This is a genomic window from Allorhizobium pseudoryzae, from assembly GCF_011046245.1.
GTDB classification, from domain to species: domain Bacteria; phylum Pseudomonadota; class Alphaproteobacteria; order Rhizobiales; family Rhizobiaceae; genus Neorhizobium; species Neorhizobium pseudoryzae.
Genome location: NZ_CP049241.1, coordinates 2,430,983 through 2,455,760 on the forward strand (window position 1 = coordinate 2,430,983; position 24,778 = coordinate 2,455,760).

Annotated in this window: 24 protein-coding genes, 1 tRNA gene and 2 pseudogenes; 12 read left to right on the forward strand and 15 right to left on the reverse strand. The window is 60.9% G+C overall.

Translation table 11 applies throughout. From position 1 onward, the window contains the following. The first annotated feature begins 116 nt into the window (after positions 1-116). Entirely contained in the window at positions 117-476 is a 360-nt protein-coding gene (locus G6N78_RS11785) for a hypothetical protein (protein ID WP_165218589.1), read from the forward strand. A 236-nt stretch (positions 477-712) separates the two neighbouring features. Here the strand turns inward: G6N78_RS11785 and G6N78_RS11790 are convergent, their stop codons facing one another. Continuing rightward, complete coding sequence (locus G6N78_RS11790) at positions 713-1,471, reverse strand: SIMPL domain-containing protein (RefSeq protein WP_165218591.1); 759 nt, start codon at positions 1,469-1,471, stop codon at positions 713-715. Positions 1,472-1,650: 179 nt separating this feature from the next. Between G6N78_RS11790 and G6N78_RS11795 the strand changes: the two genes are divergently transcribed. Further along, positions 1,651-1,726 (forward strand) — tRNA-Ile (locus G6N78_RS11795). A gap of 2 nt (positions 1,727-1,728) precedes the next feature. On the opposite strand, the gene G6N78_RS11800 is transcribed toward G6N78_RS11795, so the two are convergent. Genes G6N78_RS11800 through G6N78_RS11810 form a run of 3 tightly spaced genes read right to left on the reverse strand, consistent with a single transcriptional unit; the run spans position 1,729 to position 3,365 of the window. After that, positions 1,729-2,904, reverse strand: a complete 1,176-nt coding sequence (locus G6N78_RS11800; RefSeq protein ID WP_234905785.1) for a site-specific integrase — start codon at positions 2,902-2,904, stop codon at positions 1,729-1,731. Further along, positions 2,870-3,136: a helix-turn-helix transcriptional regulator gene (locus G6N78_RS11805; RefSeq protein WP_062554093.1), complete on the reverse strand. Its 267-nt coding sequence runs from the start codon at positions 3,134-3,136 to the stop codon at positions 2,870-2,872. Before G6N78_RS11805 ends, G6N78_RS11800 begins: the two co-directional genes overlap by 35 nt. Positions 3,137-3,146: 10 nt before the next feature. Then, positions 3,147-3,365, reverse strand: a complete 219-nt coding sequence (locus tag G6N78_RS11810; RefSeq protein ID WP_165218593.1) for a helix-turn-helix domain-containing protein — start codon at positions 3,363-3,365, stop codon at positions 3,147-3,149. Between the two features lie 95 nt (positions 3,366-3,460). On the opposite strand from G6N78_RS11810, the gene G6N78_RS11815 reads away from it, so the two are divergent. From G6N78_RS11815 to G6N78_RS11830, 4 genes are read left to right on the forward strand one after another with little or no spacing between them, the layout of a single operon-like run. Then, a complete protein-coding gene (locus G6N78_RS11815) occupies positions 3,461-3,871 on the forward strand; it encodes a helix-turn-helix domain-containing protein (RefSeq protein ID WP_165218595.1) in 411 nt (136 codons plus the stop codon). Further along, positions 3,868-4,278, forward strand: a complete 411-nt coding sequence (locus G6N78_RS11820; protein WP_234905786.1) for a hypothetical protein — start codon at positions 3,868-3,870, stop codon at positions 4,276-4,278. The genes G6N78_RS11815 and G6N78_RS11820 overlap by 4 nt, the downstream gene beginning before the upstream one ends. 20 nt (positions 4,279-4,298) lie before the next feature. After that, positions 4,299-5,621 (forward strand): type II toxin-antitoxin system HipA family toxin, encoded by a 1,323-nt coding sequence (locus tag G6N78_RS11825; RefSeq protein ID WP_165218597.1) that lies wholly within the window; start codon positions 4,299-4,301, stop codon positions 5,619-5,621. A gap of 17 nt (positions 5,622-5,638) precedes the next feature. Further along, positions 5,639-5,926 carry a helix-turn-helix transcriptional regulator gene (locus G6N78_RS11830; RefSeq protein WP_165218599.1) on the forward strand — a complete coding sequence of 96 codons (288 nt, stop codon included), beginning with the start codon at positions 5,639-5,641 and terminating at the stop codon, positions 5,924-5,926. A 58-nt stretch (positions 5,927-5,984) separates the two neighbouring features. Here the strand turns inward: G6N78_RS11830 and G6N78_RS11835 are convergent, their stop codons facing one another. Further along, positions 5,985-6,287 (reverse strand): MIT C-terminal domain-containing protein, encoded by a 303-nt coding sequence (locus tag G6N78_RS11835; RefSeq protein WP_206531566.1) that lies wholly within the window; start codon positions 6,285-6,287, stop codon positions 5,985-5,987. Positions 6,288-6,346: 59 nt separating this feature from the next. Here G6N78_RS11835 and istA point away from each other — a divergent pair. Next, positions 6,347-7,913, forward strand: a pseudogene (gene istA, locus G6N78_RS11840) (IS21 family transposase). Then, complete coding sequence (gene istB / locus G6N78_RS11845; RefSeq protein WP_165217142.1) at positions 7,846-8,580, forward strand: IS21-like element helper ATPase IstB; 735 nt, start codon at positions 7,846-7,848, stop codon at positions 8,578-8,580. The pseudogene istA and the gene istB overlap by 68 nt, the downstream one beginning before the upstream one ends. 488 nt (positions 8,581-9,068) lie before the next feature. Here istB and G6N78_RS11850 read toward each other — a convergent pair. The 4 genes and pseudogenes from G6N78_RS11850 to G6N78_RS11865 all read right to left on the reverse strand — a co-directional run. Then, positions 9,069-9,536 (reverse strand): annotated as a pseudogene (locus G6N78_RS11850) (DNA adenine methylase); the annotation flags it as partial. 78 nt (positions 9,537-9,614) lie between these two features. Then, positions 9,615-9,875, reverse strand: coding sequence for a hypothetical protein (locus tag G6N78_RS11855; protein WP_165218603.1), 261 nt, complete (start codon positions 9,873-9,875; stop codon positions 9,615-9,617). Between the two features lie 240 nt (positions 9,876-10,115). Further along, positions 10,116-13,001 (reverse strand): hybrid sensor histidine kinase/response regulator, encoded by a 2,886-nt coding sequence (locus tag G6N78_RS11860; protein ID WP_165218605.1) that lies wholly within the window; start codon positions 12,999-13,001, stop codon positions 10,116-10,118. Positions 13,002-13,245: 244 nt separating this feature from the next. After that, on the reverse strand, positions 13,246-13,458 hold the full coding sequence (locus G6N78_RS11865; protein WP_165218607.1) for a hypothetical protein: 213 nt from the start codon (positions 13,456-13,458) through the stop codon (positions 13,246-13,248). A gap of 417 nt (positions 13,459-13,875) precedes the next feature. Here G6N78_RS11865 and G6N78_RS11870 point away from each other — a divergent pair, with 417 nt between their 5' ends. After that, positions 13,876-14,118 carry a hypothetical protein gene (locus G6N78_RS11870; protein ID WP_165218609.1) on the forward strand — a complete coding sequence of 81 codons (243 nt, stop codon included), beginning with the start codon at positions 13,876-13,878 and terminating at the stop codon, positions 14,116-14,118. A 21-nt stretch (positions 14,119-14,139) separates the two neighbouring features. On the opposite strand, the gene G6N78_RS11875 is transcribed toward G6N78_RS11870, so the two are convergent. After that, on the reverse strand, positions 14,140-14,949 hold the full coding sequence (locus G6N78_RS11875) for a polysaccharide deacetylase family protein (RefSeq protein ID WP_165218611.1): 810 nt from the start codon (positions 14,947-14,949) through the stop codon (positions 14,140-14,142). A gap of 346 nt (positions 14,950-15,295) precedes the next feature. On the opposite strand from G6N78_RS11875, the gene G6N78_RS11880 reads away from it, so the two are divergent. Then, positions 15,296-15,499 (forward strand): hypothetical protein, encoded by a 204-nt coding sequence (locus G6N78_RS11880; RefSeq protein WP_165218613.1) that lies wholly within the window; start codon positions 15,296-15,298, stop codon positions 15,497-15,499. A gap of 50 nt (positions 15,500-15,549) precedes the next feature. Here G6N78_RS11880 and G6N78_RS11885 read toward each other — a convergent pair whose 3' ends face one another. Then, positions 15,550-17,325: a methyl-accepting chemotaxis protein gene (locus tag G6N78_RS11885; RefSeq protein ID WP_165218615.1), complete on the reverse strand. Its 1,776-nt coding sequence runs from the start codon at positions 17,323-17,325 to the stop codon at positions 15,550-15,552. A 453-nt stretch (positions 17,326-17,778) separates the two neighbouring features. Between G6N78_RS11885 and G6N78_RS11890 the strand changes: the two genes are divergently transcribed. Then, positions 17,779-17,961 (forward strand): hypothetical protein, encoded by a 183-nt coding sequence (locus tag G6N78_RS11890; RefSeq protein WP_165218617.1) that lies wholly within the window; start codon positions 17,779-17,781, stop codon positions 17,959-17,961. 36 nt (positions 17,962-17,997) lie between these two features. Here the strand turns inward: G6N78_RS11890 and G6N78_RS11895 are convergent, their stop codons facing one another. Beyond that, positions 17,998-19,245, reverse strand: coding sequence for an AGE family epimerase/isomerase (locus G6N78_RS11895; RefSeq protein ID WP_165218619.1), 1,248 nt, complete (start codon positions 19,243-19,245; stop codon positions 17,998-18,000). A 165-nt stretch (positions 19,246-19,410) separates the two neighbouring features. On the opposite strand from G6N78_RS11895, the gene metH reads away from it, so the two are divergent. Continuing rightward, positions 19,411-23,184: a methionine synthase gene (gene metH / locus G6N78_RS11900; RefSeq protein WP_165218621.1), complete on the forward strand. Its 3,774-nt coding sequence runs from the start codon at positions 19,411-19,413 to the stop codon at positions 23,182-23,184. A gap of 12 nt (positions 23,185-23,196) precedes the next feature. On the opposite strand, the gene G6N78_RS11905 is transcribed toward metH, so the two are convergent. The 3 genes from G6N78_RS11905 to G6N78_RS11915 all read right to left on the reverse strand — a co-directional run bounded on the left by G6N78_RS11905 (position 23,197) and on the right by G6N78_RS11915 (position 24,775). Further along, positions 23,197-23,595 carry a type II toxin-antitoxin system VapC family toxin gene (locus G6N78_RS11905; RefSeq protein ID WP_165218623.1) on the reverse strand — a complete coding sequence of 133 codons (399 nt, stop codon included), beginning with the start codon at positions 23,593-23,595 and terminating at the stop codon, positions 23,197-23,199. Continuing rightward, complete coding sequence (locus G6N78_RS11910; RefSeq protein ID WP_165218625.1) at positions 23,592-23,825, reverse strand: AbrB/MazE/SpoVT family DNA-binding domain-containing protein; 234 nt, start codon at positions 23,823-23,825, stop codon at positions 23,592-23,594. The genes G6N78_RS11905 and G6N78_RS11910 overlap by 4 nt, the downstream gene beginning before the upstream one ends. 80 nt (positions 23,826-23,905) lie before the next feature. After that, a complete protein-coding gene (locus G6N78_RS11915; protein ID WP_165218627.1) occupies positions 23,906-24,775 on the reverse strand; it encodes a protein phosphatase 2C domain-containing protein in 870 nt (289 codons plus the stop codon). Positions 24,776-24,778 lie beyond the last annotated feature (3 nt).

Below are 24,778 nucleotides of genomic sequence, written 5' to 3' on the forward strand. Positions count from 1 at the left end.
CTGAATTGTCCCTGAACGTACGGTTGGGTGGCGGTTCAGGTGCCGTGTCCTAATTTGCCTTCCATCAGCCGACGCCAGGTCGGCGCGAGACATGAATACAGGATGGAGAAGCGCCCATGTCAAACCTCATCGCCAAGCTTGGTCTTGCCAGCGTCATGGCCGTCACGGGCCTGTTGGCACCGCTGTCCGGCGCCTCGGCGGCAGACCGTGGCCTGCTGGGTCCGGATCTGCGTGTGCAGGTGCAGTGGCGTGACGATCATCGCGGGCCGGACCGACGCTACGACCGGGGTCGTCACGATCGGCGTGACCGCTGCGCCCCGTGGCTTGCGGAAGACAAGGCCAGCCGTATGGGTCTTCGCCGCGCCCGCGTGGTGGACGTGAACCCGCGTGTGGTGGTGGTGGCCGGCTTCGACCGGGGTGGGCGTGATCGCGTCGTGTTTGCCAATGAACGCGGCTGCCCGCTGATCCGCCGCTGAGCGTTTGGAAGATCCTCTGCCGGAAACGGCTGGAGTGGTGGAACCGCCGTTGGTGCTCCCCCTAGGGTGCCGGCGGCGGTCTCTTTTTGTCTTTTGTGATGAGGGGAGCGGAGCGGCATCCCGGGCCTCCAGGCTGATGACGGCAGCCGCAACGGGCTTAGGTGCCGCAGCCACCGCCGGCAGAGACGAACCCTGCCGGCGGCCTTGCGGGTGGACTTCGCCGAAACAATGCGGCCTTAGGGTTTTGGGCGAAGGTCGAAGCGCATGTCCACGGTCACCGCATAGGTGTTTTCGCCGCCGGCGATCGGCACGGGAGAGACTTCCTTGGCCATCGCCATGGTGCGCATCAGCGGCATCGGCTCCGGTTGCGCGGCGTTTTCCGAAATCGACATCACCGGCCCAAGCGCAAGCCCCGCCGCTTCGGCGAGGACCCGCGCCTTGGCCATGGCGTCCATCACCGCCTTGCGGCGCGCCTCTTCCACCGCCTTGGCCGGATCGGCATTGGTGAAGGTGATCTGGCCGCCCTGGTTGACGCCGAGCGTGACGGATCGGTCGAGAATGGCGCCCAGTTTGGTGATGTCACGCACGCGAAGCGTCACGCCGTTGGACACCTGGTAGCCGATGATCTGCGGCTGCTGTTCGCTGCCACCCTGCCGGGTCGGGTCCGGCTGGCTGTAGCGCGGGAAGATCGAAAAATCGCTCGTCTGGATGTCGCGCTCGGCCATGCCATCGGCTTTCAAAGCCTCGATCACCTGGCGCATGGCCGCAGAATTGGCGGCAAGGGCGGCCTCGGCCGTCTCGCCGACGCGGGTAACGGTGAGCGACAGCATTGCCATGTCGGGCGCAATCGCCGCGCGCCCTTCGCCCGTCACGCTGATAAAGGGATGCGGCGGCGGCGGCCCTTCGGCATGCGCCGGAGCGGTGAGGCAAAAGCCCGTCGCCAGCAGAGCAACGGGAAATGCCAGGCGTCTGATCGTGAACATGTGAGCCGTCATGAAGGTCCTCCGCAGGGCGCTGGTCTGGTGTCTTGGCCGGCAGTGTGCCGGTCTGATGATAGCTGCCTGTCGATTGTGAAGCCAATACGGCGAGACTTGTGAAGCATCGGATTTTGCGTTAGAGCCCACACCATGCCGGGTGTGCCATTGCCCCGGCACGGCCGCGACACCCCGCGCCCGGGCCTGTAGCTCAATGGTTAGAGCCGGCGGCTCATAACCGCTTGGTTGGGGGTTCGAGTCCCTCCGGGCCCACCACCTCAATATTCTGACGTTGTTTTGTCATCGTTTTTTCCTTGATTTGCCTCACCGGAATCCTGGACTGGAGAAAGTGGGACATGTTTGTGGGCCACGTAGGTTTTGCGACGCTCGAAACCGGCATCGATAATCCGCTTGGATTGGGCGGCTTTGGTGTAGTGCTGCGCCATCTTGGAATCAGACCAGCCAAAGATCGCCATCAACTGATGTTCGGTAGCACCTGCCTCGGCGAGGATCGTTGCGGACGCTTTTCTAAGGCCGTGCGACGAGCATTCGGGCAAATCGGCGTCGTTGCACCACTGGCGCATCTTGTTGCCGAAGCCATTGCCAGTGAACGCCTTGCCGTATTCGGTGATAAGGAAAGACGGCTGATCATGGGTGATCGCATCAAGCACCTCGCGAAGCTCGTCAGTGACCGGTAGGCTCAGGGACTGCGTGTACTTGCCGGCCCCCTTCTCTGGCGTGAACTCGATGCGATTGCCGGTCAGGTTTCGCCAGCCGAGCTTAACGAGATCGGAGCGCCTGACGCCCAAATTCAGCATCAACTCCATTGCAAGGCGAGCCATGGAGCCGACTGGATAGGCAGCGCGGAAGCGAGCCACCTCTGCTTCGCTCCATGTGTGGAAGCCCGGCGAGTTGTGAATTTTTGTGACACCGTTCGCAGGGTTGAAGGTCGCCAGATCGGCGGTGATCGCCCAATTGAAGAGCGCCTTCAGATATTTCACCAACTTATCGGCCGCGCCGGGCGTGTCGCTGCGCTTCATCTGGCTGGCCTCAATGTCCGATTTGCGGATTTTTTTGAATGGTAGCTCGCCCACATTGGCGCAATAGCGATTGAGAACACTTTTCTTATCCTTTTGCGTTGCAGGAGACTGGCTTTGAAACGCCTTGGACCGATAGTAGGTCTCGACAAGCCAGCGAACCGAGCCGGGCTCCAGTCTTGAAATCGGGATGGTTTTCTCACCACGATCGCCAGCCAGCACTCGGTGATACTCTTCCGTAAAAGCCTGAGTGACGCTTCCTGCCTCGTCCAGATAGGCGGACGTCATCCTGTATTTCGGCATGCCGGGCAGGCGGAGATAAAAACGCTCGTTGCCGTGCCGATCGATATCCCGCGAACAATATTTAAAGGGGACGCGCTGGCTACCCGACCGCGTGATCAAACGGGTTTTCGCCATCGTCTTCGTCTCCGCTCAGTCCCTGTTCCTTCATGTCGTACCAGGACGCGCGGATTTCCTCGGCATCCCAGCGGCGCAAGGCGCCGATCTTCACACCTCTCGGCATCAACCCACGACGTACCCAATCGTCAAAGGTACCCGTCGATACGTCGAGAAGTTCCGCCGCACGGACGCGGCTGACTGCGACCTTGTAAATGGGGCGCGGGGCCAACGCTTCAGCTTGCTGCTTCATGTGCCGCTCCTCACGCTCTGGAGGTGCTGTCAGCAAGCGCCAAAGCCTTCTGCTTGGGCTCGACCATATTCGCCGCAAGATACTCATCCACGGCGTTTTCCGGCAGAAACAGACTTCCTCCAATCCGGACATGCCGGATTTCCTGCTTGGCGATCAGGTTTCGGATGCGAGCGACCGGCCATCCGGATCGATCTGCGAGTTGTTTGGGTGATAAAAGCTGAGATTGCATAACTGCACACCTCCATAGAGATAATTCGACACAAGACAGAACGAATCATATAATCGCGCTAGCTGCAACAGTTTTATCGCATTCGAGATATTTTGATGCAAGACGGATTTATGGAGGCGATGGGCCAAAGGCTCGGGAAAATTCGAAAGGATTCCGGGCTCAAGCAAGTGCCCTTTGCCGAAGCCCTTGAGGTGTCGCAAAGCGCTTACAACACTTACGAGCGCGGAAATCGCGAGATGCCCGCGAAGCTTCTCCGCCTTCTGCATTTAAAATTCAATGTGAATCCCGCATGGATGCTCACGGGAGAAGGAAGCCCCTACAATCGGGACAAGGTCGACTTGTATCACCATGTCACGGAGGCGGTTGACGTTTTCATTGCAAGGGAAAACTGTCAGGTGGAACCGGACAAGCGCTTGAAGCTCATCCGGTTCCTGATCGACTACGCCGAACAGCACGGCGAATTCACAGAGGAAATCGCAGAGAAATATTTGAGGTCAGCGATATGAGTAAATCGAGCTTCGAAGAGCAGATAATGCAGGGCGCATACGCCCTTGGTCGTCAATGCGATCAACTGGCATCCGAAAAGCGACGGCTGGCAAGGCAATTACGCTATGCTCAGCATTCGGCCCGGCTCAAGAGCCTTTCAAAGCAATACGATTTCGGAATGGTCTTCTTCGCTGCAATGGGAGCCGTTTCGCTCATCTTGTTCGACGCAAACAGCGGCTCCGAGGCATGGATGACACCAGTGCTCAGCCTTTCGCTCATTCTGTTCGCGTGCGGCAATGCGCTGCGTGCCGGAAGATGGTCAGCCGTATCAGAAGCTTCGATGATCGTTTCGGTAGCTGGCAGTTCTGACGGAGACTATTCAACCCACTTTGATGGGTTGAATAGTTTTAAAAAATGCATTATTTGAACCATTAAAAGGGTCAATTAATGCGTTTAACGCTCCAAATCCATTTTGACGGTGAGTGGCATCACGCCGCTACGCTAGAACTTAAGGACGACGCGGCCGGCTTCCAGGGCGCGTCGATCGTCGATTACGATCTCGACTATTTCGTCACCGTGGCATCGGCGGAGTTTTCTGCTGGAAAAACGGTCCGGGACCATCGCGCCTTGTCAGTCCGTTATCCCGTTGATCTCGAAAATCGATATAGCCGCAGTTGGCCGCCATTCCTGTTGGATCTCATGCCGCAGGGACATGCGAGGCGAAAGCTTGCCGAGCACCTCGGCCTTGCTGAAGGCTCGCGCGCTTCTGATCTGCCACTGCTTCTCCGATCGGCGACGGGAGGCATAGGTAATATCCGGATCAAAGAAGCGGCTGAGGCAGAAACTGAACGCCTGCACGGTGTTGAGCGCCAAGGGGTGACAAAGGCGGAAATCCTTGAGCGGTCAGATGGCTTCATGGAAGTCGCCGACCGTTTTGGAATGCTCGCCTCCGGCTCAAGCGGCCTTCAAGGCGAATGGCCGAAGGTCTCGATGACCCAGGCCAATGACGGGCTCTACTATCCCGACAGCTTCGTGACGGACGAAGAGGCCGTGCGCCACGTCATCGTCAAGCTGGTACGCAGCAACGAGCCTGTGGACCGCCTCATCCTCGAAGGCGAAGCCCTCTATTCGCGGATCGCTCAAGAGATCGGTTTGAATGTCAGTGAACCTTCGACCTATGCCGAAGGTGTCCTCATCATTCCCCGTTTCGACCGGAAGAAGAGAGAAGGCGGCGGAACCGTCCGGCTGGGGCAGGAAAGCCTCGTGTCTGCGATCGGCGTTGCTGATTTTGGCCATGTTGGCACACACGAGGCCTATATCGACGTTCTGCGCCAATATTCTGCCAATTCCTTTGCGGACATTGTCGAATACCTGAAGCGAGATATCGCGAACCTCGCGCTTGGCAATCCCGATAATCATGGTCGGAATTCCGCCCTCAGCAAGCACCAGGACGGCACAATCCGCCTGTCCCCGCTCTTTGATTTCGCACCCATGCGGCTCGCCAAAGAGGGGATCGTCCGGTCTACTCGATGGGCGATGATGCGTGACGGTGGTCGCGATCATTTTCCCGATTGGAAGAGGATTTGCGGCGAACTGATGCCTGATCCTGCTGAGCAGAGTGCGCTGCAAGCTACGCTTTCCGAGTTTGCTGAACACCTGCGCCAGATTCCAGCCATGGCGAAAGAAATGGGAGCGCCTGCGGATATTCTGGAACGTGCAATGGCGCGCTGTATGGCGATAGCGGACAGCGTTCTGGCCGCGTGTCAATGATGGCGAAGGACCGCTAAATGGCTCGCTGGAAAAAGCCCACGAAAGAAGAGATCCTCGAAAACCGGCGAACACTGGCGGAGCGTGCTCGAACCGGTGATCTAAGGTTGCCTGGCGCCGTTGCAGATATCCGTAAAGGGTTCGGCATGACGCAGGAGGAGTTTGCCAAGACGCTGTCGCTGACTAGACGACAAGTTGCGGAGATCGAAGCCGGCACAGCAAACCCCACGCTCGAAACATTGGAAAAAATAGGCCGATTATTCGGGTTTGGCGTTGGATTCATTCCAAAGCAATCGAGCCCAACTTGATAATTATGCAATCAACAGTCGGCAATTCCTCAAGATCCAAAGGAGAGCTAAGATTCATTTAGCTAGAACTTAAGGCGTTCAGGCCAACACTGTTTGAGACGCGGTATATATCGACCTTAGTTTCCAGGCACTTGCGCAAGCTCAAGTCATGACATCCTATCTCGAACCACCCGCCTGGTTTCTGATAGAAGTCGAGGCCACGGCCAATCTTGATGATCCAGCCGTTGTCCAGCCTGATTTCCCGATCGTGTAGGTTGGGATTGAGGATTATCTCGAGGGTAACATCGAGTTCTAAAAGGCTTTGCTTGAGTGTGTTTCGGCGTGCAAAATTGACCCCATTAGCGGGGTAATCGGCGTCCAATTTTGACCCCCTTCGGATTTATCTGACCATCCGTCTTTTGACGGCGGATGGAGAGGGAGTTGAAGCGAGTGGATACGATTGCGCGCGTCCGGCGGGCCTTTCATGTTCAAGGCTGGTCGATGAAGAAGATCGCCCGCGAACTGCATGTTTCCCGCAACACGGTCCGCAAGATATTGCGCACCGATGAGACCGACTTCTCTTACGAGCGCGAGCGGCAACCTTTGCCGAAGACAGGGGCCTGGAAGGCGGAGATCGAGCAGTTTCTCGTGACGAACGAAGGCAGGCCATCGCGCGAACGGCTGACGCTGATCCGGATTTACGAGGAGCTGCGGGCGCTCGGATACGACGGCAGCTATGATGCGATCCGCCGTTACGCCAAGGGTTGGGCGAAGAACCGCGGATCAGCGACGGCGCAGGCTTATGTGCCTCTCTACTATGCACCCGGCGAAGCCTACCAGTTCGATTGGAGCCACGAGATCGTGCTGATCAATGGCACGACGACGACCGTAAAGGTCGCCCATGTCCGGCTCTGCCACAGCCGCATGATATTTGCCCGCGCCTATATGCGCGAGAGCCAGGAGATGGTGTTCGACGCCCACGACAAGGCGTTTGCCTTCTTCCGTGGCACCTGCACACGCGGCATCTACGACAACATGAAGACGGCAGTGGAGGCCGTGTTCGTCGGCAAGGAGCGGCTATACAATCGCCGTTTCCTGCAGATGTGCAGTCATTATCTCGTTCAGCCTGTCGCCTGCACACCCGCCTCCGGCTGGGAGAAGGGGCAGGTCGAGAACCAGGTTGGCTTGGTGCGCGAACGCTTCTTCACCCCGCGCCTGAGGGTCAAGAGCCTTGAGGAATTGAACGTCTGGCTGCTCGATAAATGTGTTGCCTATGCCAAGGCGCACAACCATCCGGAACAGGCCGACCAGACGATCTGGCAGATGTTCGAGGCCGAGCGCGGCAGTCTCGTTCCCTATGTCGGTCCGTTCGACGGCTTTCACTGCGTTCCGGCCTCGGTGTCCAAGACCTGCACGGTCCGTTTCGACAACAACAAATACTCGGTCCTCTCAACGGCAGTCGGCCGCCCGGTCGAAGTCCACGCCTATGCCGACCGGATTGTCGTCAAGCAGGATGGCACGGTCATCGCCGAACATCGGCGCAGCTTCGGACGCGGCGAGACGGTCTATGATCCCTGGCATTATGTGCCTGTCTTGGCCCGCAAACCCGGCGCTCTTCGCAATGGCGCGCCGTTCCGCGACTGGGTAATGCCAGCGGCGATGGAGAAGGTCCGCAAGCGATTGAAGACAGTCGATGATGGCGATCGGCAAATGGTTACTATCCTCGGATGCGTGCCAGGCGACGGGATCACGGCCGTGGAGGCCGCCTGTCAGGAGGCGCTTGAACAGGGTGTCTGCTCGGCTGCCGTCATTCTGAACATCCTGGCGCGTCGTCGCGATCCGGCTCCGGCTGCGCCCCTACAAATCCCCGATGCACTGCGGCTGACCCATGAGCCGGTCGCCGATTGCGCACGCTATGACAGCCTCAGGAGGGCAAGCTGATGGAACGCACACAGGTTCTGGAATTGATGAGCACCTTGAAGCTCTACGGCATGCGCAGCGCCTATGACGAGGTCATGGGCAACGGCATCAAGCGCCAGCATGAACCGCCGCGCATCGTTGGCGATCTTCTGCAGTCCGAGATCGCCGAGAAACAGGCGCGCTCCATTCGCTACCAGCTCAGCATCGCCAAACTGCCGCTCGCCAAAGACATCGACGACTTCGACTTCGCCAACACACCCGTCAATGAAGGCCTTGTCCGCGATCTGGCCACCGGAGCCTTTGTTGCCGATCAGCGCAATGTTGTTCTCGTCGGCGGCACGGGCACCGGCAAGAGCCACCTGGCCATCGCGATTGCCCGCGCGCTCATCCGCAACGGCACACGCGGGCGCTTCTACAATGTCGTCGATCTGGTCAATCGGCTGGAGACGGAGACGCGCAGCGGCAAGCAAGGCCGGACCGCGGATTATCTCAACCGCCTGGACTTCATCATCCTCGACGAACTCGGATACCTGCCCTTCGCCCAGGCCGGCGGCCAGCTTCTATTCCATCTGATCAGCAGGCTTTACGAGCGCACATCCATCATCGTCACCACCAATCTCGCGTTCGGCGAATGGCCAACCGTCTTCGGCGACGCCAAGATGACCACCGCGCTCCTCGACAGGCTGACCCATCACTGCGAGATCGTCGAAACTGGCAACGAGTCCTGGCGCTTCAAAAACCGCTCTCAAAGCTAAAGCCGAAGAGCCCCATCACTCGCACCTGGTTCGCCCTCTGCAACCCCGGCCAGCGCCGGGCGATCCAGGTGCTGATCGTCAACATGGGGGTCAACATTGGACGCCGATATGGGGTCAAGTTTCCGTGCCGATTGACATTGTAGGTTCATGCTGCGGGTAACTAGAGGAACGAAGCGGTAGCCGAAACGAGAAAATTTCGCGGCCAATTGCGGCAATCTGTGTTCGGATTTGGGGGCACCAAATTCGATGCCACGCACCTTGCCGGGTGCAAGAGGTGGAGGCTCTGTCTTGCCCTTCATCAAATATGGATGAAGGTCCCAGAGGCGTTTTAACTGGGGGTGCAAAGCCTTTCGAATCTCATGCTTATGTGTCGCTCTGGCTGCCAACGCCGACCCGCGCGTCGTACTCGCCAACAATGTACCTTGGTAGGTTAATCTAAACTCCACAGTCACCTCCCGTCCTCAAAGCTATTGCATTATCCAAGCATGTCAGCTCACTGAAGAGAAGTAGATCATATTCGCCCGCCCTTGCCCCTGGATCGAATAGCTGCAATCCACCTCTTCAATGGAGAACGTCGAGAAAGTCTCAAAGACCTCTCGAACGGCGTTCAAAGACAGGATGAAGCGGCCTCGAATGCGGCTGAGTACCTCTGCCATCTCCGCAAAATCCTCGCGGCTGAACACGGCTTTGCCGTAGTCGTCCTCGCAGCCCCAATAGGGCGGATCGAGATAGAAGAGCGTCGTCGGTCGATCGTAGCGTTCGATGAAGGCGCGCCAGCCGAGGTTCTCAATCACCACGCCGGCCATGCGCTCGTGGATCTCTTCAAGCTGCGGCGCGAGCTTCATCAGGTTGAAGCGGCCGCCGTCCATGGTCACGCCGAAGGTCTGTCCGCGAACCTTGCCGCCGAATGCCAGGCGCTGGAGATAGAGGAACCGTGCCGCGCGCTCCAGGTCGGTCGCATGATCGATACGGCGTGCCAATGCTGCGTCAACGAACACCAAAACAGGCCGGCACTTGCGGCCTCCAAGCCTTCCTTATCTGCGAAACAGTGACCGGATGAAGCGGGAGACCGTCATGTGGCGCGGCGGCTCAAGCCCCAGTGCCGTGTACCCGGATTCCGACAGCGAAAATCGAGTGCCATGGGCAGTGCGTTTGCGGATCACGTACTGCATGCTGATCGCGTGGTTGAGCGCAGGCGTCATGTCCGGTGCCCAGGCGATGTCTTCAGCGGGAACACGTTCGGCGCCAGCCTCCAGCAGCACGGTCAGGACACGAACCAAATCTGGACTGGTCATTTTGCTGCCTGCCTTTCAGGATGACGCCGCCATAGAGTACACAGAGTACACGGGCGGTCATTGATGTCACACCCCTGGCGCCCGGATTGAGCCTGCCCCAGGTTTCAGGCCATTTGACGTTCGCTCCGGCTGTTTCGGGCTGCTGTACCCGGTCGGTCGCGGCGTGATGCGGTGCCATTCCAGCGTCTTCAACCGCCGAGGAGCTCCGTCAGTTGCCCTGATCCGCGCCGGCTTTCCCCGTCACACCATTTCCCGGATCCGCTTCGCCAGCAGATCATAGTCATAGGGTTTGGTGATCAGGCTGGCGTGTTCCAGACCTTCCGAGCCGGGGACATGCATGTCGCCCGTGGCGAAGATGACGGGGAGGGTGGGCTGGTGTTCCCGGATTTTGCGGATGAGGTCGAGGCCGTTCATGTCGGGCAGGTGCACGTCGGTGACGAGGATGTCGATCGCGCCGCCGTCGATGGCGGCAAGGGCTTCCTTGCCGTTGCCGGCTTCCACGACGCTGAAGCCGAAATCGGAGAGATAGTCAGCCGTCGAGATGCGGATGAGCGCCTCGTCCTCGCAGAAGAGCACACGGATGGCGGAGGATGGTTCTGTCGTCATGGATGCGCCTCCTGATGAAAGGTCGGCCGTCGGGTGGCCGGCCCGCTCGCGTGCCTTGTCGAGCAGCGCGCGAATCTTGCGGGCCAGGGTTTCACGCGCATAGGGTTTGCTCAAGAGGTTGACGCCGGGATCCAGCCGGCCACCGTGCACGATGGAATTTTCCGTATAGCCGGACGTAAACAGCACCTCGATTTCCGGGCGGCGTTCGCGGGCCTTGCGGGCCAGTTCGCTGCTTTTCAGGCGTCCGGGCATCACCACGTCGGTAAACAGCAGGTCGATCGCCACACCGCTTTCGATGATGGCAAGCCCGCTGTCGGCATCGCGCGCCTTCAGCACCTTGTAGCCGAGGTCGGAGAGCATGTGCACGGTGATCTCGCGCACCGCCTCGTCATCCTCCACCACCAGCACGGTTTCTGACCCGCCGGTCACCTCGCCACCGATCTCTTCGGTCAGAAGATCCTCGGTTTCCATCGAGCGCGGCAGGTAGATGCGCACCGTCGTGCCGCTGCCCACCTCGCTGTAGATGTTGATATGGCCGCCCGACTGTTTGACGAAACCATAGACCATCGACAGGCCAAGGCCGGTTCCCCGCCCTTCCGGCTTGGTGGTGAAGAAGGGATCGAAGGCGCGGGCCAGCACATCCGGAGGCATGCCGCAGCCCGTATCGCTGACCGCCAGCATCACGTATTGCCCGGCTTGCACATCGAAGGCATTGCGGGTGTAATGATCGTCCAGAAAGGCGTTGCCGAGCTCGATGGTCAGGCGGCCGCGGCCATCCATCGCGTCGCGGGCGTTGATCGCGAGATTGAGAAGCGCGTTTTCGACATTCGACGGATCGACCTGCGTGTTCCACAGCCCGCCGCCGACGATGGTGTCGATCTCGATCGCTTCGCCAAGGCTGCGGCGGATCAGGTGATCCATCTCGCGCACCAGCCGGCCGAGGTTGATGACCTTGGGGGCGAGCGGCTGGCGGCGCCCGAAGGACAGAAGCTGGGAGGCAAGCCGCGCGCCGCGCGAGGCCCCGGAGAGCGCGCTTTCCAACCGCTTTTCCGCCGCCGCATTGCCGGCGATATCGCGCGACAGAAGCTGCAGGTTGCCGGTGATGACCTGCAGCAGGTTGTTGAAATCATGCGCGATGCCGCCGGCCAGATTGCCGATCGCTTCCATCTTCTGGCTCTGGCGCAGCACTTCCTGCGTCTTCAACAGTTCGGCGGTGCGCTCTTCCACCCGGCTTTCCAGCGTGGAAGCCAGCGTTTCCAAACGGCTTTCGGTCTTCTTCTGGTCCTCGATGTCGGTGTTCGTCCCAACCCAGCGGATGATGTCGCCGCCGGCATTGGCTATCGGCACGGCGCGGCTGATGTGCCAGCGGTAATTGCCCTCGGCACAGCGCAGGCGCATTTCCGCCTGGAAGCTGCGCGCATTCTTGATGGCTTCTGCCCAGGTGCGCCAGACGCGGTCGCTGTCGTCCGGGTGCAGCATGGTGTCGATGATGTCGCGGCGTTCGGTGATATCGTCGACGCCGATATAGGTCAGCATCGGCAGGTTGCACCAGTCCAGGCGGCCTTCCGCGGTTGCCGTCCACACGTGGTTCGGCAGCACCTGCGCCAGCGAGCGGAACCGATCCTCGCTCTCGCGGGCCGCTTCCTGCGCCAGGTGCAGTTCGGTCACGTCATTGCCCTGGACAAAGATGCCGGTGACGGTTCCGCCCGCATCGCGCACGGGCTGAAACACGAAATCGATGAAGCGTTCGTCCAGGGTGCCCGGTTCCAAGCGCTGCAGCGCAACCTTGGCACCGAAGGCCCGGTAGGGCTCTCCGGTCGCAAACACCTGGTCGAGCAGTTCGTAAAAGCCCTGTCCCTCGATATCCGGCAGCGCGTCGCGCACGGTGCGCCCGACGATGTCGCTGCGGCCGACGAGCTTCAGATAGGCGGCATTGGCGATCTCGAAGACGTGGTCGCTGCCATGCAGCACGGCCATGAAACCCGGCGCCTGTTCAAACAGGCTGCGCAGGTATTCCCGCTCGCGCCCGAGCGCCAGGTTCTCGCCCTGAACGGCATCGGCGCGGCGCAGAACATCGGTTTCGATCTGCCAGGAACTCGGCACCGACTGGCGCAGGAGATGCAGTTCGGTGACATCCACCGTATGCTGGAGGATGAGGCTGACCTTGCCGTCCTCGGTCTTGATCGGTGTGTGGGTGGCGCTCCAGTAGCGCTCGGCCATCGTGCCGTCCGGCTTGGCGATCGGGTAGGGGATCAGCGGCAGGTGATCCGGCTGGCCGGTCTTGAACACCTTGGCAAAGGACTGGCGCAGCAGCCGGCCATGCAGGGATTGCGGATCGCTGGGGAAAACCTCGAACATGTCGCGGCCGAGCAGGGCCTCGCGGGTCTGCATCGTGACTGCCAGATAGGCGTCATTCATCCCGACCATCACCAGTTCGGGATCCAGGATCACATACGGGTTGGGTGATAGATTAAAAAGCCTGTCAAGATCGAGCCCGGAGAGCCCAGTCCGTCGAAACATGCCATGTCCCCGTGCCGCACCTGTAATTCTCGGTGTTTATAGTGCGCAAACGCGGGCTGGCAAGGCGCGGGTTCGGAAGAAGATCCGCGGGGAAAAACTTGGTCTAGTATCGGACGGTGAGCTTGGTCTCATCAAGCAGGGCGTAAACACCTGTGGAATGCGCTCAAAGGGCCTGTTTCCGGGAGCCTTGCCGCGGCAGCTTCCCGGTCTTGATCAGCGTCCGGTCACGAAGGCTCGCTGCGCCTCAGAGGGCCGAGGCGCCAGCCGGGTCCAGACCCATCAGGTTGCGCGCGGCCCGCAGATCCCGTCCGTAGGAGGTGCGAAGGCTTTCGCGCGCCGTATCCATCAGCAGATCTTCCCGGCGGGTGAGGTGGAACACGCCATCGGCAAAGGTGCCGGTCGCGTTCTCCTCGTTTTCGGTTTTCAGCCACTCTTCAATGAAGGTCATGATCGTCATCGTTCACTCCGTCGACAGCCAAACGAGCAACATGCGGCTTCGTTCCATCAGAGCAGATGGAGGTTAAGGAATTGGTGGGTGGCGGATATCACGTGTGGCCTCCCCACGCGGTCGTGCCCTGGAACGGACACGGAACACAAGGGGATCGGGCGAAAGCGCAATTCACAGCTTGTCCACAAGGTGTGCAGGATGGTCGCTCTTCGACATGTCGTGCATGTTCAAGGCGTTGCGCGGGAGTGCGGGAGGCGGTGTGGATGGAACGTTAGGGGCGGAACAAACGCTACGGCGTGCGGCGAGGACGAGGCGTCCGGGAGGTGCGACAGGGCCGCGAACCGGCGAAGCGTTTCGCCGAGATGCCCTTGCGATATTTCTGTCGCAATTGGAGGCGATAACAGTGTGGCTGCTGGAGGAATGGCCATGGATGCTGAACTGAGTGTGACGGAACTGGCGAATGATCCGCTGATCGGCATGCTGATGCGCGCAGATGGCGTCGGTCAGGATCAACTGTCTGAACTGCTGTGCCAGGCGGCGCGGCTGCAGGTGGCGCATCTTCAGGATCGCATCCGCCAGGCCCGTGCGGAAGACTTCTACAGCCGTCTCGATCTCGCCTATCAGGTGCGGCCGGCGGGGTCGCGCCCGGCACGCCCGTCCGGCGCCTGACCCTCTCCGCCCGTTCGACGCTCAGGGCGCGGTGCCGGCGTCGCCCGTTTCACCTGCTTCCGACAGGCGGACAAAATTCACGCCGCGCCGCTTCAGGTCTGCAAGCGCCCGCGCCACCCCTTCGCCTGCCGCATGGCCAGGCTGGTTGATGTGGGCAATGATCACGTCCCCGTCCTTTGCGGAGGCAATCTTCTTTTCGCTCATGGCGGCGCCCAGCAGTGATCCTCCATCGCCGTTGAGGGAGTAACCGGCAATGCGGTATCCCATGGCGCGGATCTGGCGGATGGCGGAGGGGCTGTATTTCGCCGTCGATCCGCGAAACCAGGTGGGCCGTGAAAAACCGGCCGCTTCGATGGCCGCATTGCCGCCGGCCACCTCCCGTTCGACGGCCAATGCCGATCCCGCTGCGGCAATTCCATAGATCGACATCGGCACATCGACGGCCGGTACATGGTTTTCGCCGTGGTTTTCCACCTCGAACAGCTCCGGATGCTGGCGAAGGATGGCAACCGCTTCCGGATTGCTGCGCAGCCAGCGGGCTGTCACGAAGATCGTCGCGGGGATCTGTTCTGCGATCAGCACGGACAGGATCCGCATGTCGGTCTTGCCCATGCAGGCATCAAGCGTGAGCGCCACCTGCGGGCGGCTGCGATCCTGTGCCGGCAGAAGGCGCAAGTGCGGCTCCAGGAGACGCGGTGTCACGGGCCGCACGGGAAGTGACGGCACTGCCGCAATGACAACAGGCTTCGCATCGATCGCACGGCTTGGCAGTGCCGGCGACAGCGAAAGGAGAGCGGCAAGAAACACGGCGGAAAGCACACGGTCTGTCATCGGCAGGGATCGGCAAGAGGAGGAAAGGTCGCGGCCTGTGGTGAACAGGATCCTGCCGCTCTATCGCAAGGCGGAGTTTTGCACCAGTTACAGTTCTGCAATGCGGACCCGCAAGGATGAATGCACTGTTCCTGTGTCGCAATGGCGCATCCAACCACCGCTGCTTACCAGTTGCTAACCGCAGTTTGCGACGGCGAGAGACGTTTTGCGACAGGGCGGTAATCTCCTGTTTGCCATCCCTGGTGGCGCGGGAAACCGTCGGACCCCCCACTCTGACGAGTGCGACGGTTTCCCAACGGTTTCTGCATGAGGCGGCGACTGCCCAATTGCCTGACAGGTGAGCTTGATGATCAAGGAAGACGCGGCCATCGATGGCATTTTGAATCCCGAGGAACTCGCGCTGCTGCAGCGCATCTTCGACGACGCGCTACGGGGAACCGGTTATCCGCGGCAGAGCCTGGAGGCCAATCTGCTGGCATCGCTCATCATTCATCTTTATCTTCGGGGTGTCCGAAAGGAAGAAAGTCTACGCGCGCTTTTGGCGGCCTGATGGATCGGCCGCCATGCGCTTGGCTAACAACTCTCTTTTTGCCGAGCGGCTCAGAATTCCTCCCAATCCTCCTTCAGGGCGTTGGCGCCGCTGACGGCCGGGGCAGGGCGTCTGGCCGGAGCGCTTCTTGCCGGAGCGGACGGGGCGGATGCGGCGTGACGTTGGGGCGCCGGTGCGCTGGAGCGGCCATTCAGGGTAAAGTGGGACAGCAACTGGCGCAGGCCCGCGGTTTCAGTGGCGAGCGAGGCGCTTGCAGCGTTCGATTCCTCGACCATCGCGGCGTTCTGCTGGGTCATCTGATCCATCTGGTTGATGGCGCCGTTGACTTCGCCGAGCGCAACCGACTGTTCCTTGGCGGCACTCGCAATGGCTTCGATGCGTTCATTGACGGCGGAAATATTGCCTTCGATGAGTTTCAGCGCCTTGCCGGTCTCGCTGACGAGGCGAACACCGTTTTCAACCTCTGTCGATGAATTCTGAATCAGCCCCTTGATTTCCTTGGCGGCGGCGGCGGAGCGCTGCGCCAGTTCGCGCACTTCCTGGGCGACGACTGCAAAGCCCTTGCCGGCTTCCCCGGCGCGAGCTGCCTCGACGCCGGCATTCAGTGCGAGCAGGTTGGTCTGGAAGGCGATTTCATCGATGACACCGATGATGTTCGAGATCTGGCCCGAGGAGGCTTCAATGCGTGCCATGGCGCTGACGGCATCCGCCACGACCTTTGCCGAGTTGATGGCGCCGGTATTGGCGGTCGCGGCGGCGGCCTTGGCTTCGTCGGCGCGCTGCGAGGAGGTCGTCACGTTCGTGGTGATTTCGTCGAGTGCTGCGGCTGTCTCCTCCAGCGAGGCGGCCTGCTGTTCGGTGCGTTTCGACAGATCCTCCGCGCTTCGGCTGATTTCGCGTGTGCCGGTATCGATTTCCTGCGTCGAACGGGCGACCGCGCCCAGCGTTTCGGCGAGTTGCGAGACGGCGCTATTGAAGTTGTTGCGCAGGAGTTCGAAATCCTTGGCGAAGCTGGATTGGATCGTGCAGGTGAGATCGCCAGCGGCCATCTTCTTCAACCCTTCGCCGATCTGATCCACCGCGCGGACACGCTCCGTCACGTCGGTCGCGAACTTGACCACCTTCGTCACCCGGCCCTTTTCGTCGAGGATCGGATTGTAGGAGGCATTGATCACGACGGTCCTGCCACCCTTGCCGATGCGGGTGAATTCAGCGGCCTGGAACCGGCCGGCATTCAATTCCGACCAGAAGGTGCGGTAGTCGGCGCTTGCTGCATAGCTCGGATCAACGAACATGCTGTGATGTTTGCCCTGGATCTCGTCCAGCCGATAACCGAGTGTCGTCAGGAAGTTCTCGTTGGCGGTGACGACCTTGCCATCCGTGGTGAACTCGATGATCGCCTGCACCCGGCTGATGGCTTCCATCTGGTTTTGGTAATCGACATTCAGCATCCGGGCTTTCGCGTCGAACCACTCGACGGCAAAGCCGGTCACTTTGGAACCCTCTTTCAGCGGCGTCACCGTGAGGTCGAAGGCGCGGTGTCCCACCCAGATGGTCGCCTTGTGCGGCTTCTGCAGCGAGGCCAGCATCTTGCGCTGATGCTGCGGGTTCTTGTGAAAGATGTCGATATTGGCGCCGATCAGCTTGTCTACGGCGAAGGCCGGCAGTTCCTTCTTGAGATCACTTTCCGCTTCGATGAGAAGCGCGCGCACGGCCTCGTTCATGTAGCGGATGTTCAACCCGACGTCCGCAATCATGATGTTCGCGCCGACGCTGTTCAGCGCCTGCATCTTCATCCCGAGATTCTTGCCTGCAAAGCCGAACATTCCGATCTCCCACTGCCTATCAGGTTGCCAATCCATGCGTTAACGATGCCGGACACAGCAGTCTTTGGGCACTTGAGAACGCGTCGACCTCAATTTTTAGGGGTGCCTAATTAATGGCGGGTAAAACGCATTCGCCAGCTTTACGTGTGTGATTTATTGGGGTTTTTTCTGAAATTTGCCTTTTAAGTATACGGATATACTGAGAATAATCTGATGTCGCTCACGTGTATATATTTTTGAACGGGAGATGTTGCTTATCGTGCATTGTCTCCGCCATGGTGTGCGGGGATACAGAGGTCAGCTTTGCGCCAAGTTGCGCACTTAATGTTTTGTTACGGAATGGCGCCATATCCTGAACCATCGGTCGCACGATTCGTTGACTTGTGAGGGGGGAACGATCCGGCGGTCGCATTCGTTGGTCGTTCAAACTTCGACGGACGACGGGAGGAACCCATGCGTGGCAGAGGTAAGACCGTACATAAAATCCAGCGCCTGTCGATGAAGATCCTGATCGGCGCTTTTCTGGGATGCGCCCTGCTCGCGGGGCTCCAGCTTGTTGTTCTCACGAAAGTTGACGCTGCGATGAAGACGCAGCAGACGAGCCTCGCCGAGGCCCGCACCGCCTTTCTGCGATAACTGCGCTGAAGGTTTCTTCAGCGCAGCAAGTCTCTATCAAAGCGATGCGCCGTGTTCCGCAATCACCTTGGTCAGGCTGCCGGTCGCCGGATAAAGCGGGATGAGGCAGGCCTGGAAGGCATGGTAGATATCGCCCTTGCCCGGGAACAGCGTGTTGGCCGGCATGAGGTCTTCGGTGGTTTCCTCGAACCAGCCGCCGTGTTCGCGATCGATGAAATGATCGGCAATCGTTGACCAGATCAGGCGGTAGCTTTCCTCGTGGAAGGCGCTCGGCGCATGGGCATTGAGGAAATGCGCGGCACCGGCAGCCTCGCACATCGGCCACCACAACTTGCTTTTCTTCTCCGGCACGTCCTGCCAGTCGAGCGTATAGAAGAAGCCGCCCTTGGCCTTGTCCCAGCCGAGCGTCATTGAGCGTTCGAATAGGGCGGTGGCCGCTTCCGGCATCCAGGCATGCGACTTGCCGCCCAGCGCGTAGAGCTGCAGCAGCAGGCGTGCCCATTCCAGCCAGTGGCCGGGCGTGGTGCCGGCCGGGCGGAACATCTCGTTGACGTGGTAGTAGCTGCGATCGACCACCCATTCCTCGGAAAAATGTTCGGCGACGCGAAACCCTTCCTCGCGGGCGCGGCGGTTGATCAGAAGATCGGCGATGCTTTCCGCCTTCTCGAGATAATGCCGCTCCCCCGTCGCCTCGAAGGCGGCCATCAGGCTTTCGGTCAGGTGCATGTTGGAGTTCTGGCCGCGATAACCGGGCACCGGCTGCCAGTCCGCCGAAAACTCCTCCGCGATGGCGCCGTGGCGCTTCTCCCAGAATTTCGTCTCGATCACCTCGGTGATGTCCGCCAGCATCCGGTCCGCCAGCGGGTGGCCGATCACCTTGGCGGAGGAGGCGGCAAGCAGCACGAAAGCGTGGCCGTATCCCTGTTTGGAGGCATCGGCGGCACCGTCATCATTGACCTGCCAGAAATAACCGCCATGCGTCTGGTCGCGGTGCTTTTCCCAGAGATAGCGCATGCCGTGATCGACCACATCGGCAGCCCCTGGACGGCCCAGGAGATCGGCAATCGCAAAGCAGTGCACCATCCGGGCGCTGGCATGGATGCCGCGCGCCGGATTGTTCGTCTCGAGGGGCGCGCCCTCCCGATCAAGATCGTAGAACCCGCCCTTCGGGTTGATCGCCCGATGCTGGAAGAAATCCATCAGGCCTTCCGCCTCAGAGAGAAGCCAGTGGCGATGATAGGGGCGATGGGCCCAAAGCGGGCTGAGCGGTCCGGCGGCGGTCATGTCTGCTCCGAAACTTGGAATGGGAACCGAATATGCCTATACCCGCCCCGCCGGGTGCTGTCATGACCGATTGATGCCCATCCCGTTCCCTTGCTCGCACATTGACATAAAGATATGTTTATGTGATTAAGCCTGATCTGCCCCACAGCCCCGAGGAGACTGCCCGTGTTCGATCATCTGTTTGGTGCCGAAGGAGCAGCGCGCAACGGCCATGAGATTTTCGAGGCGCTGGCCAAGGCCGCGCGCGAACGAATCCTCATTCTGGACGGCGCGATGGGCACGCAGATCCAGGGGCTGGGCTATAACGAGGACCATTTCCGCGGTGACCGGTTCATTGGCTGCGCCTGTCACCAGCAGGGCAACAACGACCTCCTGATCCTCACCCAGCCGCAAGCGATCGAGGACATTCACTACCGCTACGCCATGGCAGGCGCGGATATTATCGAGACGAACACCTTCTCCTCGACGCGCATCGCGCAGGCCGATTACCAGATGGAAGGCGCCGTCTACGACCTCAACAAGGAGGGCGCGCAGGTGGTGCGCCGGGCAATCGAGCGGGCCATGCGCGAGGACGGCAAGCGTCGCTTCGTCGCCGGCGCCATTGGCCCGACCAACCGCACCGCCTCGATATCGCCGGACGTCAACAATCCCGGCTACCGCGCTGTTTCCTTTGACGATCTGAGGCTTGCCTATGCCGAGCAGATCGATGGCCTGATCGATGGCGGCGCCGATATCATCCTGATCGAGACGATCTTCGACACGCTGAACGCCAAGGCGGCGATCTTTGCCTGCGAGGAGCGGTTCGAAGCGAAAGGCATCCGCCTGCCGGTGATGATTTCCGGCACGATCACCGACCTGTCCGGCCGCACGCTGTCGGGCCAGACGCCGACGGCGTTCTGGAACTCGGTGCGCCACGCCAACCCGTTCACCATCGGCTTCAACTGCGCGCTCGGTGCCGACGCCATGCGTCCGCATCTGCAGGAAGTGTCGGGCATTGCCGACACCTTCGTCTGCGCCTATCCGAATGCCGGCCTGCCGAACGAGTTCGGCCAGTACGACCAGTCGCCGGACGACATGGCGCGCCAGGTGCGCGAATTCGCCAAGGAAGGCCTGATCAACGTGGTCGGCGGCTGCTGCGGCTCGACGCCGGACCACATCCGCGCCATTGCCGAGACGGTGAAGGAGTTCGCCCCACGTCAAGTGCCGGAACATCGCCCCTTCATGTCGCTGTCGGGTCTCGAGCCCTTCGAGCTGACCAAGGACATTCCCTTCGTCAATGTCGGTGAGCGCACGAACGTCACGGGTTCTGCCAAGTTCCGCAAGCTGATCACCGCAGCCGACTACACCTCTGCCCTCGCAGTTGCCCGTGACCAGGTGGAAAACGGCGCGCAGATCATCGACATCAACATGGACGAGGGCCTCATCGATTCCGGCCGCGCCATGGTGGAGTTCCTCAACCTGATTGCCGCCGAGCCCGATATTGCCCGCGTGCCGGTGATGATCGATTCATCCAAGTTCGAGATCATCGAGGCGGGCCTGAAATGCGTGCAGGGCAAGGCGGTGGTGAACTCCATCTCGCTGAAGGAAGGCGAGGAGAATTTCATCCGCCAGGCGACGCTCATCCGCCGCTTTGGCGCCGCCGTCGTGGTCATGGCCTTTGACGAGCAGGGGCAGGCGGATACCTATCAGCGCAAGGTGGAGATCTGCCGGCGCGCCTACACGATCCTGACGGAACAGGCGGGGTTTGCGCCGGAAGACATCATCTTCGACCCGAACATCTTTGCGGTCGCGACCGGTATCGAGGAACACGACAATTACGGCGTCGATTTCATTGAGGCCACACGCACGATCCGCCAGGAAATGCCGCTGGTGCACATTTCCGGCGGTGTTTCGAACCTCTCCTTCTCGTTCCGCGGCAACGAGCCGGTGCGCGAGGCCATGCATGCGGTGTTCCTCTATCACTGCATCCAGGCCGGCATGGACATGGGCATCGTGAACGCCGGCCAGCTGGCGATCTACGAAAACATCGATCCGGAACTGCGCGAGGCCTGCGAGGACGTGGTGCTGAACCGCCGCAAGGATGGCACCGAGCGGCTGCTTGCGGTCGCCGAACGCTTCCGCGGCGTGGCCGGCAAGGAAGCCAAGGCGCAGGATCTCTCCTGGCGCGAATGGCCGGTGGAGAAGCGCCTGTCGCATGCGCTGGTCAACGGCATCACCGAATATATCGAGGCCGATACGGAAGAGGCGCGGCTTGCCGCCGAGCGTCCGCTGCACGTCATCGAAGGCCCGCTGATGGCCGGCATGAACGTGGTGGGTGATCTCTTCGGCTCCGGCAAGATGTTCTTGCCGCAGGTGGTGAAATCCGCTCGCGTGATGAAGCAGGCGGTGGCCGTGCTTCTTCCCTACATGGAAGAGGAAAAGCGCCTCAACGGTGGCGATGGAAAACAGGCCGCTGGCAAGGTGCTGATGGCGACCGTGAAGGGCGACGTGCACGATATCGGCAAGAATATCGTCGGCGTCGTTCTCGCCTGCAACAATTACGAGATCATTGACCTCGGCGTCATGGTGCCGGCAACGAAGATCCTCGAAGTGGCGAAGGAACAGAAGGTCGATGTCATCGGGCTGTCCGGCCTCATCACGCCGTCGCTCGACGAGATGGTGCATGTGGCGGCCGAAATGGAACGCCAGGGTTTTGACGTGCCGCTTCTGATCGGCGGCGCAACGACGAGCCGTGTGCACACGGCGGTGAAGATCCATCCGCAATACAAGGCGGGGCAGGCAGTCTATGTGACCGATGCCAGCCGCGCCGTCGGCGTCGTCTCGAACCTGCTCGCCGAAGGCGGCCGCGAGACCTATGTCGAGGGCATTCGCGCCGAATATGCCAAGGTGGCAGCCGCTCATGCGCGCGCCGAAGCCGAAAAGGTGCGCCTGCCGATTGCCCGCGCCCGCGCCAATGCCCACAAGGTGGATTGGGCCGCCTATCAGCCGGTGAAACCGAGTTTCCTTGGAACGAAGGTATTCGACGACTATTCGCTCGAAGACCTGGTGCGCTACATCGACTGGACGCCCTTCTTCCAGACCTGGGAGCTGAAGGGCCGATATCCGGCGATCCTGGAGGACGAGAAGCAGGGCGAGGCGGCCCGCCAGCTGTATGCCGATGCGCAGGCGATGCTTTCAAAGATCGTCGCGGAAAAGTGGTTCCGCCCGCGCGCCGTGATCGGCTTCTGGCCGGCCAATGCAGTGGGTGACGACATCCGCCTGTTCACCGACGAGAGCCGTGCTCAAGACCTCGCGACCTTCTTCACGCTCCGCCAGCAGCTCTCGAAGCGCGATGGCCGGCCGAACGTGGCGCTCAGCGATTTCGTGGCACCGATCGAAAGCGGCAAGACCGATTACGTCGGCGGCTTCGTCGTCACGGCCGGCATTGAGGAAGTGGCGATCGCCGAACGCTTCGAGCGCGCCAACGACGACTATTCCTCGATCATGGTCAAGGCGCTCGCCGACCGGTTTGCCGAAGCCTTTGCCGAGCGCATGCACGAACAGGTGCGCCGCGACTACTGGGGTTATGCCAAGGACGAAAGTTTTTCCAACGAAGAGCTGGTCTCGGAAGCCTATGCCGGCATCCGCCCGGCTCCGGGCTACCCTGCGCAGCCCGACCATACCGAAAAGCTCACGCTGTTCGATCTGCTGAAGGCCGAAGACACGACCGGCGTGGTGCTGACGGAAAGTTATGCCATGTGGCCCGGCTCCTCCGTCTCCGGCCTCTATATCGGCCATCCGGACAGCTATTACTTTGGCGTGGCCAAGGTGGAGCGCGACCAGGTGGAGGACTATGCTCGCCGCAAGGGCATGGAGATCACCGAGATCGAACGCTGGCTCGGGCCGGTGCTGAACTACGTGCCGGCGAGTGGCGAGGACGCGGTGGACGACGCGGCGTGAGGGGGGTGCCCTTCACGGTGTGATCAACGTAACGTTCGGGAAGTAGGTTCTGTATCTGCCCGCATCGCGCGTCAGAAGCGGAACATTCTCTGCCTCAGCCTGAGCGCCGATGAAGAAGTCGGGCAGGACTCCGGTTCGTGTGCCGCCAGCCTTTCTGTAGGCTCCAAATGCTTTACCTGCCAGAAACAGGGCAGTGCGACTGATTGGAACCAGTTCCAGTTCGGCCGCTTCAATGAAGTCATCGAGTTCTCGAAACGAAGCGTAGCGAACCGCCAGCTCGGCATAGATGACGTCATTGATTGTCAGTCGTCCTAGCCGTGCTGCTGCGGCGAGTTGTGTCACCGACCATTCCGCCCATTGGGTGTCATCGGTGACTAAATCCAGAAGGACGTTGGTATCGACCAGGGTCACGGTTCGCCGCGGGTCAAAGCCATGACAGCGTCAGTGTTCGGTCCTGCGCCGGCGTGGCCACGCAGCTTGTCAAACCGGTCTGCCAGTGACGCCTGATCGACGCGCACAAGAATGACCGAACCATCGGCCGCCTGACGGAAATCGACCTGGCTTCCTGGGGTCAGGCCCAATTGATCACGCACCGCCTTGGGGAGCGTGATCTGCCCGCTTTGCGTGACGGTCGTTGCCATGTGCGCTCCTCTCGTCGTTTCCCTGCCAAGGTATGCCCTTCCCGGAAATGCTTCAAGAGGCACGCCTTAGACGCGACCGCTCACCCCTCCACGCGCACCAAGATCGCCGTCGTATCATCGCTCTGCTTGAACCGTGGGTATTGCAGCCCGTCAGGATCGACCTCGCGTTCCAGGTGCCTCAGTTCCGCAACGAGTGGTCCGAAGCCGGCGGTCGCGGCGCGGCGGATGAGGGCGCCGGCGTCGTAGATTGCGTAGAGGCTCACGAGATCGGCGAGCCCATCCGAGCAGATGATCGCCGTGGCTCCGCCGGTCAGCGGGATCGTCTCCTGCGCCAGATGGTCGGCGGCGTCCGGCACCAGGCCGAGCGACCAGACCCGGCCGCCTGGCGTGTTCTGTTTGGCGCGGCTTGCCCGCAAATCCTCAAGCGTCTCAGGATCGCCGACGAGCGAGCCGGCCGCACCGATGCCGCCAAGCCGGGTGAGATGGGCGCGGGCGGCGGCCTGTTCGCGCATGAAGGCATCGGGCAGCGCGGTGAAGGTCTCGGTCCGGGCATCGTCATGCAGCAGGTAGACGACGCTGTCGCCGAGGCCGAAAAACTGCAGGCCCGCCTGCGTGACACGAAGCCCGGCAAGGGCTGCCGCCGGCCAGGCATAACGCGGCTGTTCGCCGGCGGTCGCCTCGAAGATCTGCCTTGCATCGGCGCTGATGCGGCGGACGAGGTCTGCCACCTCGACCTCGGGTGTGAGTTCGACCGAGAGGCGCTGTGCGGCGTATTCGGCAATCCAGGCGGCATCCGTCTCGAAGCCGGTCATGAACGGCCGGTCGCCGAGGCCGGTCGCGCCGTCCAGCACGAAGGCGGCGGTGCGATTGGCGCCGAAGCGGTCCTCGTTGGCGCGGCCGGGCTTGCCGGCATCGGAGAGGCTTTCGATGACATCGAGGCGGAAGGTCATGGG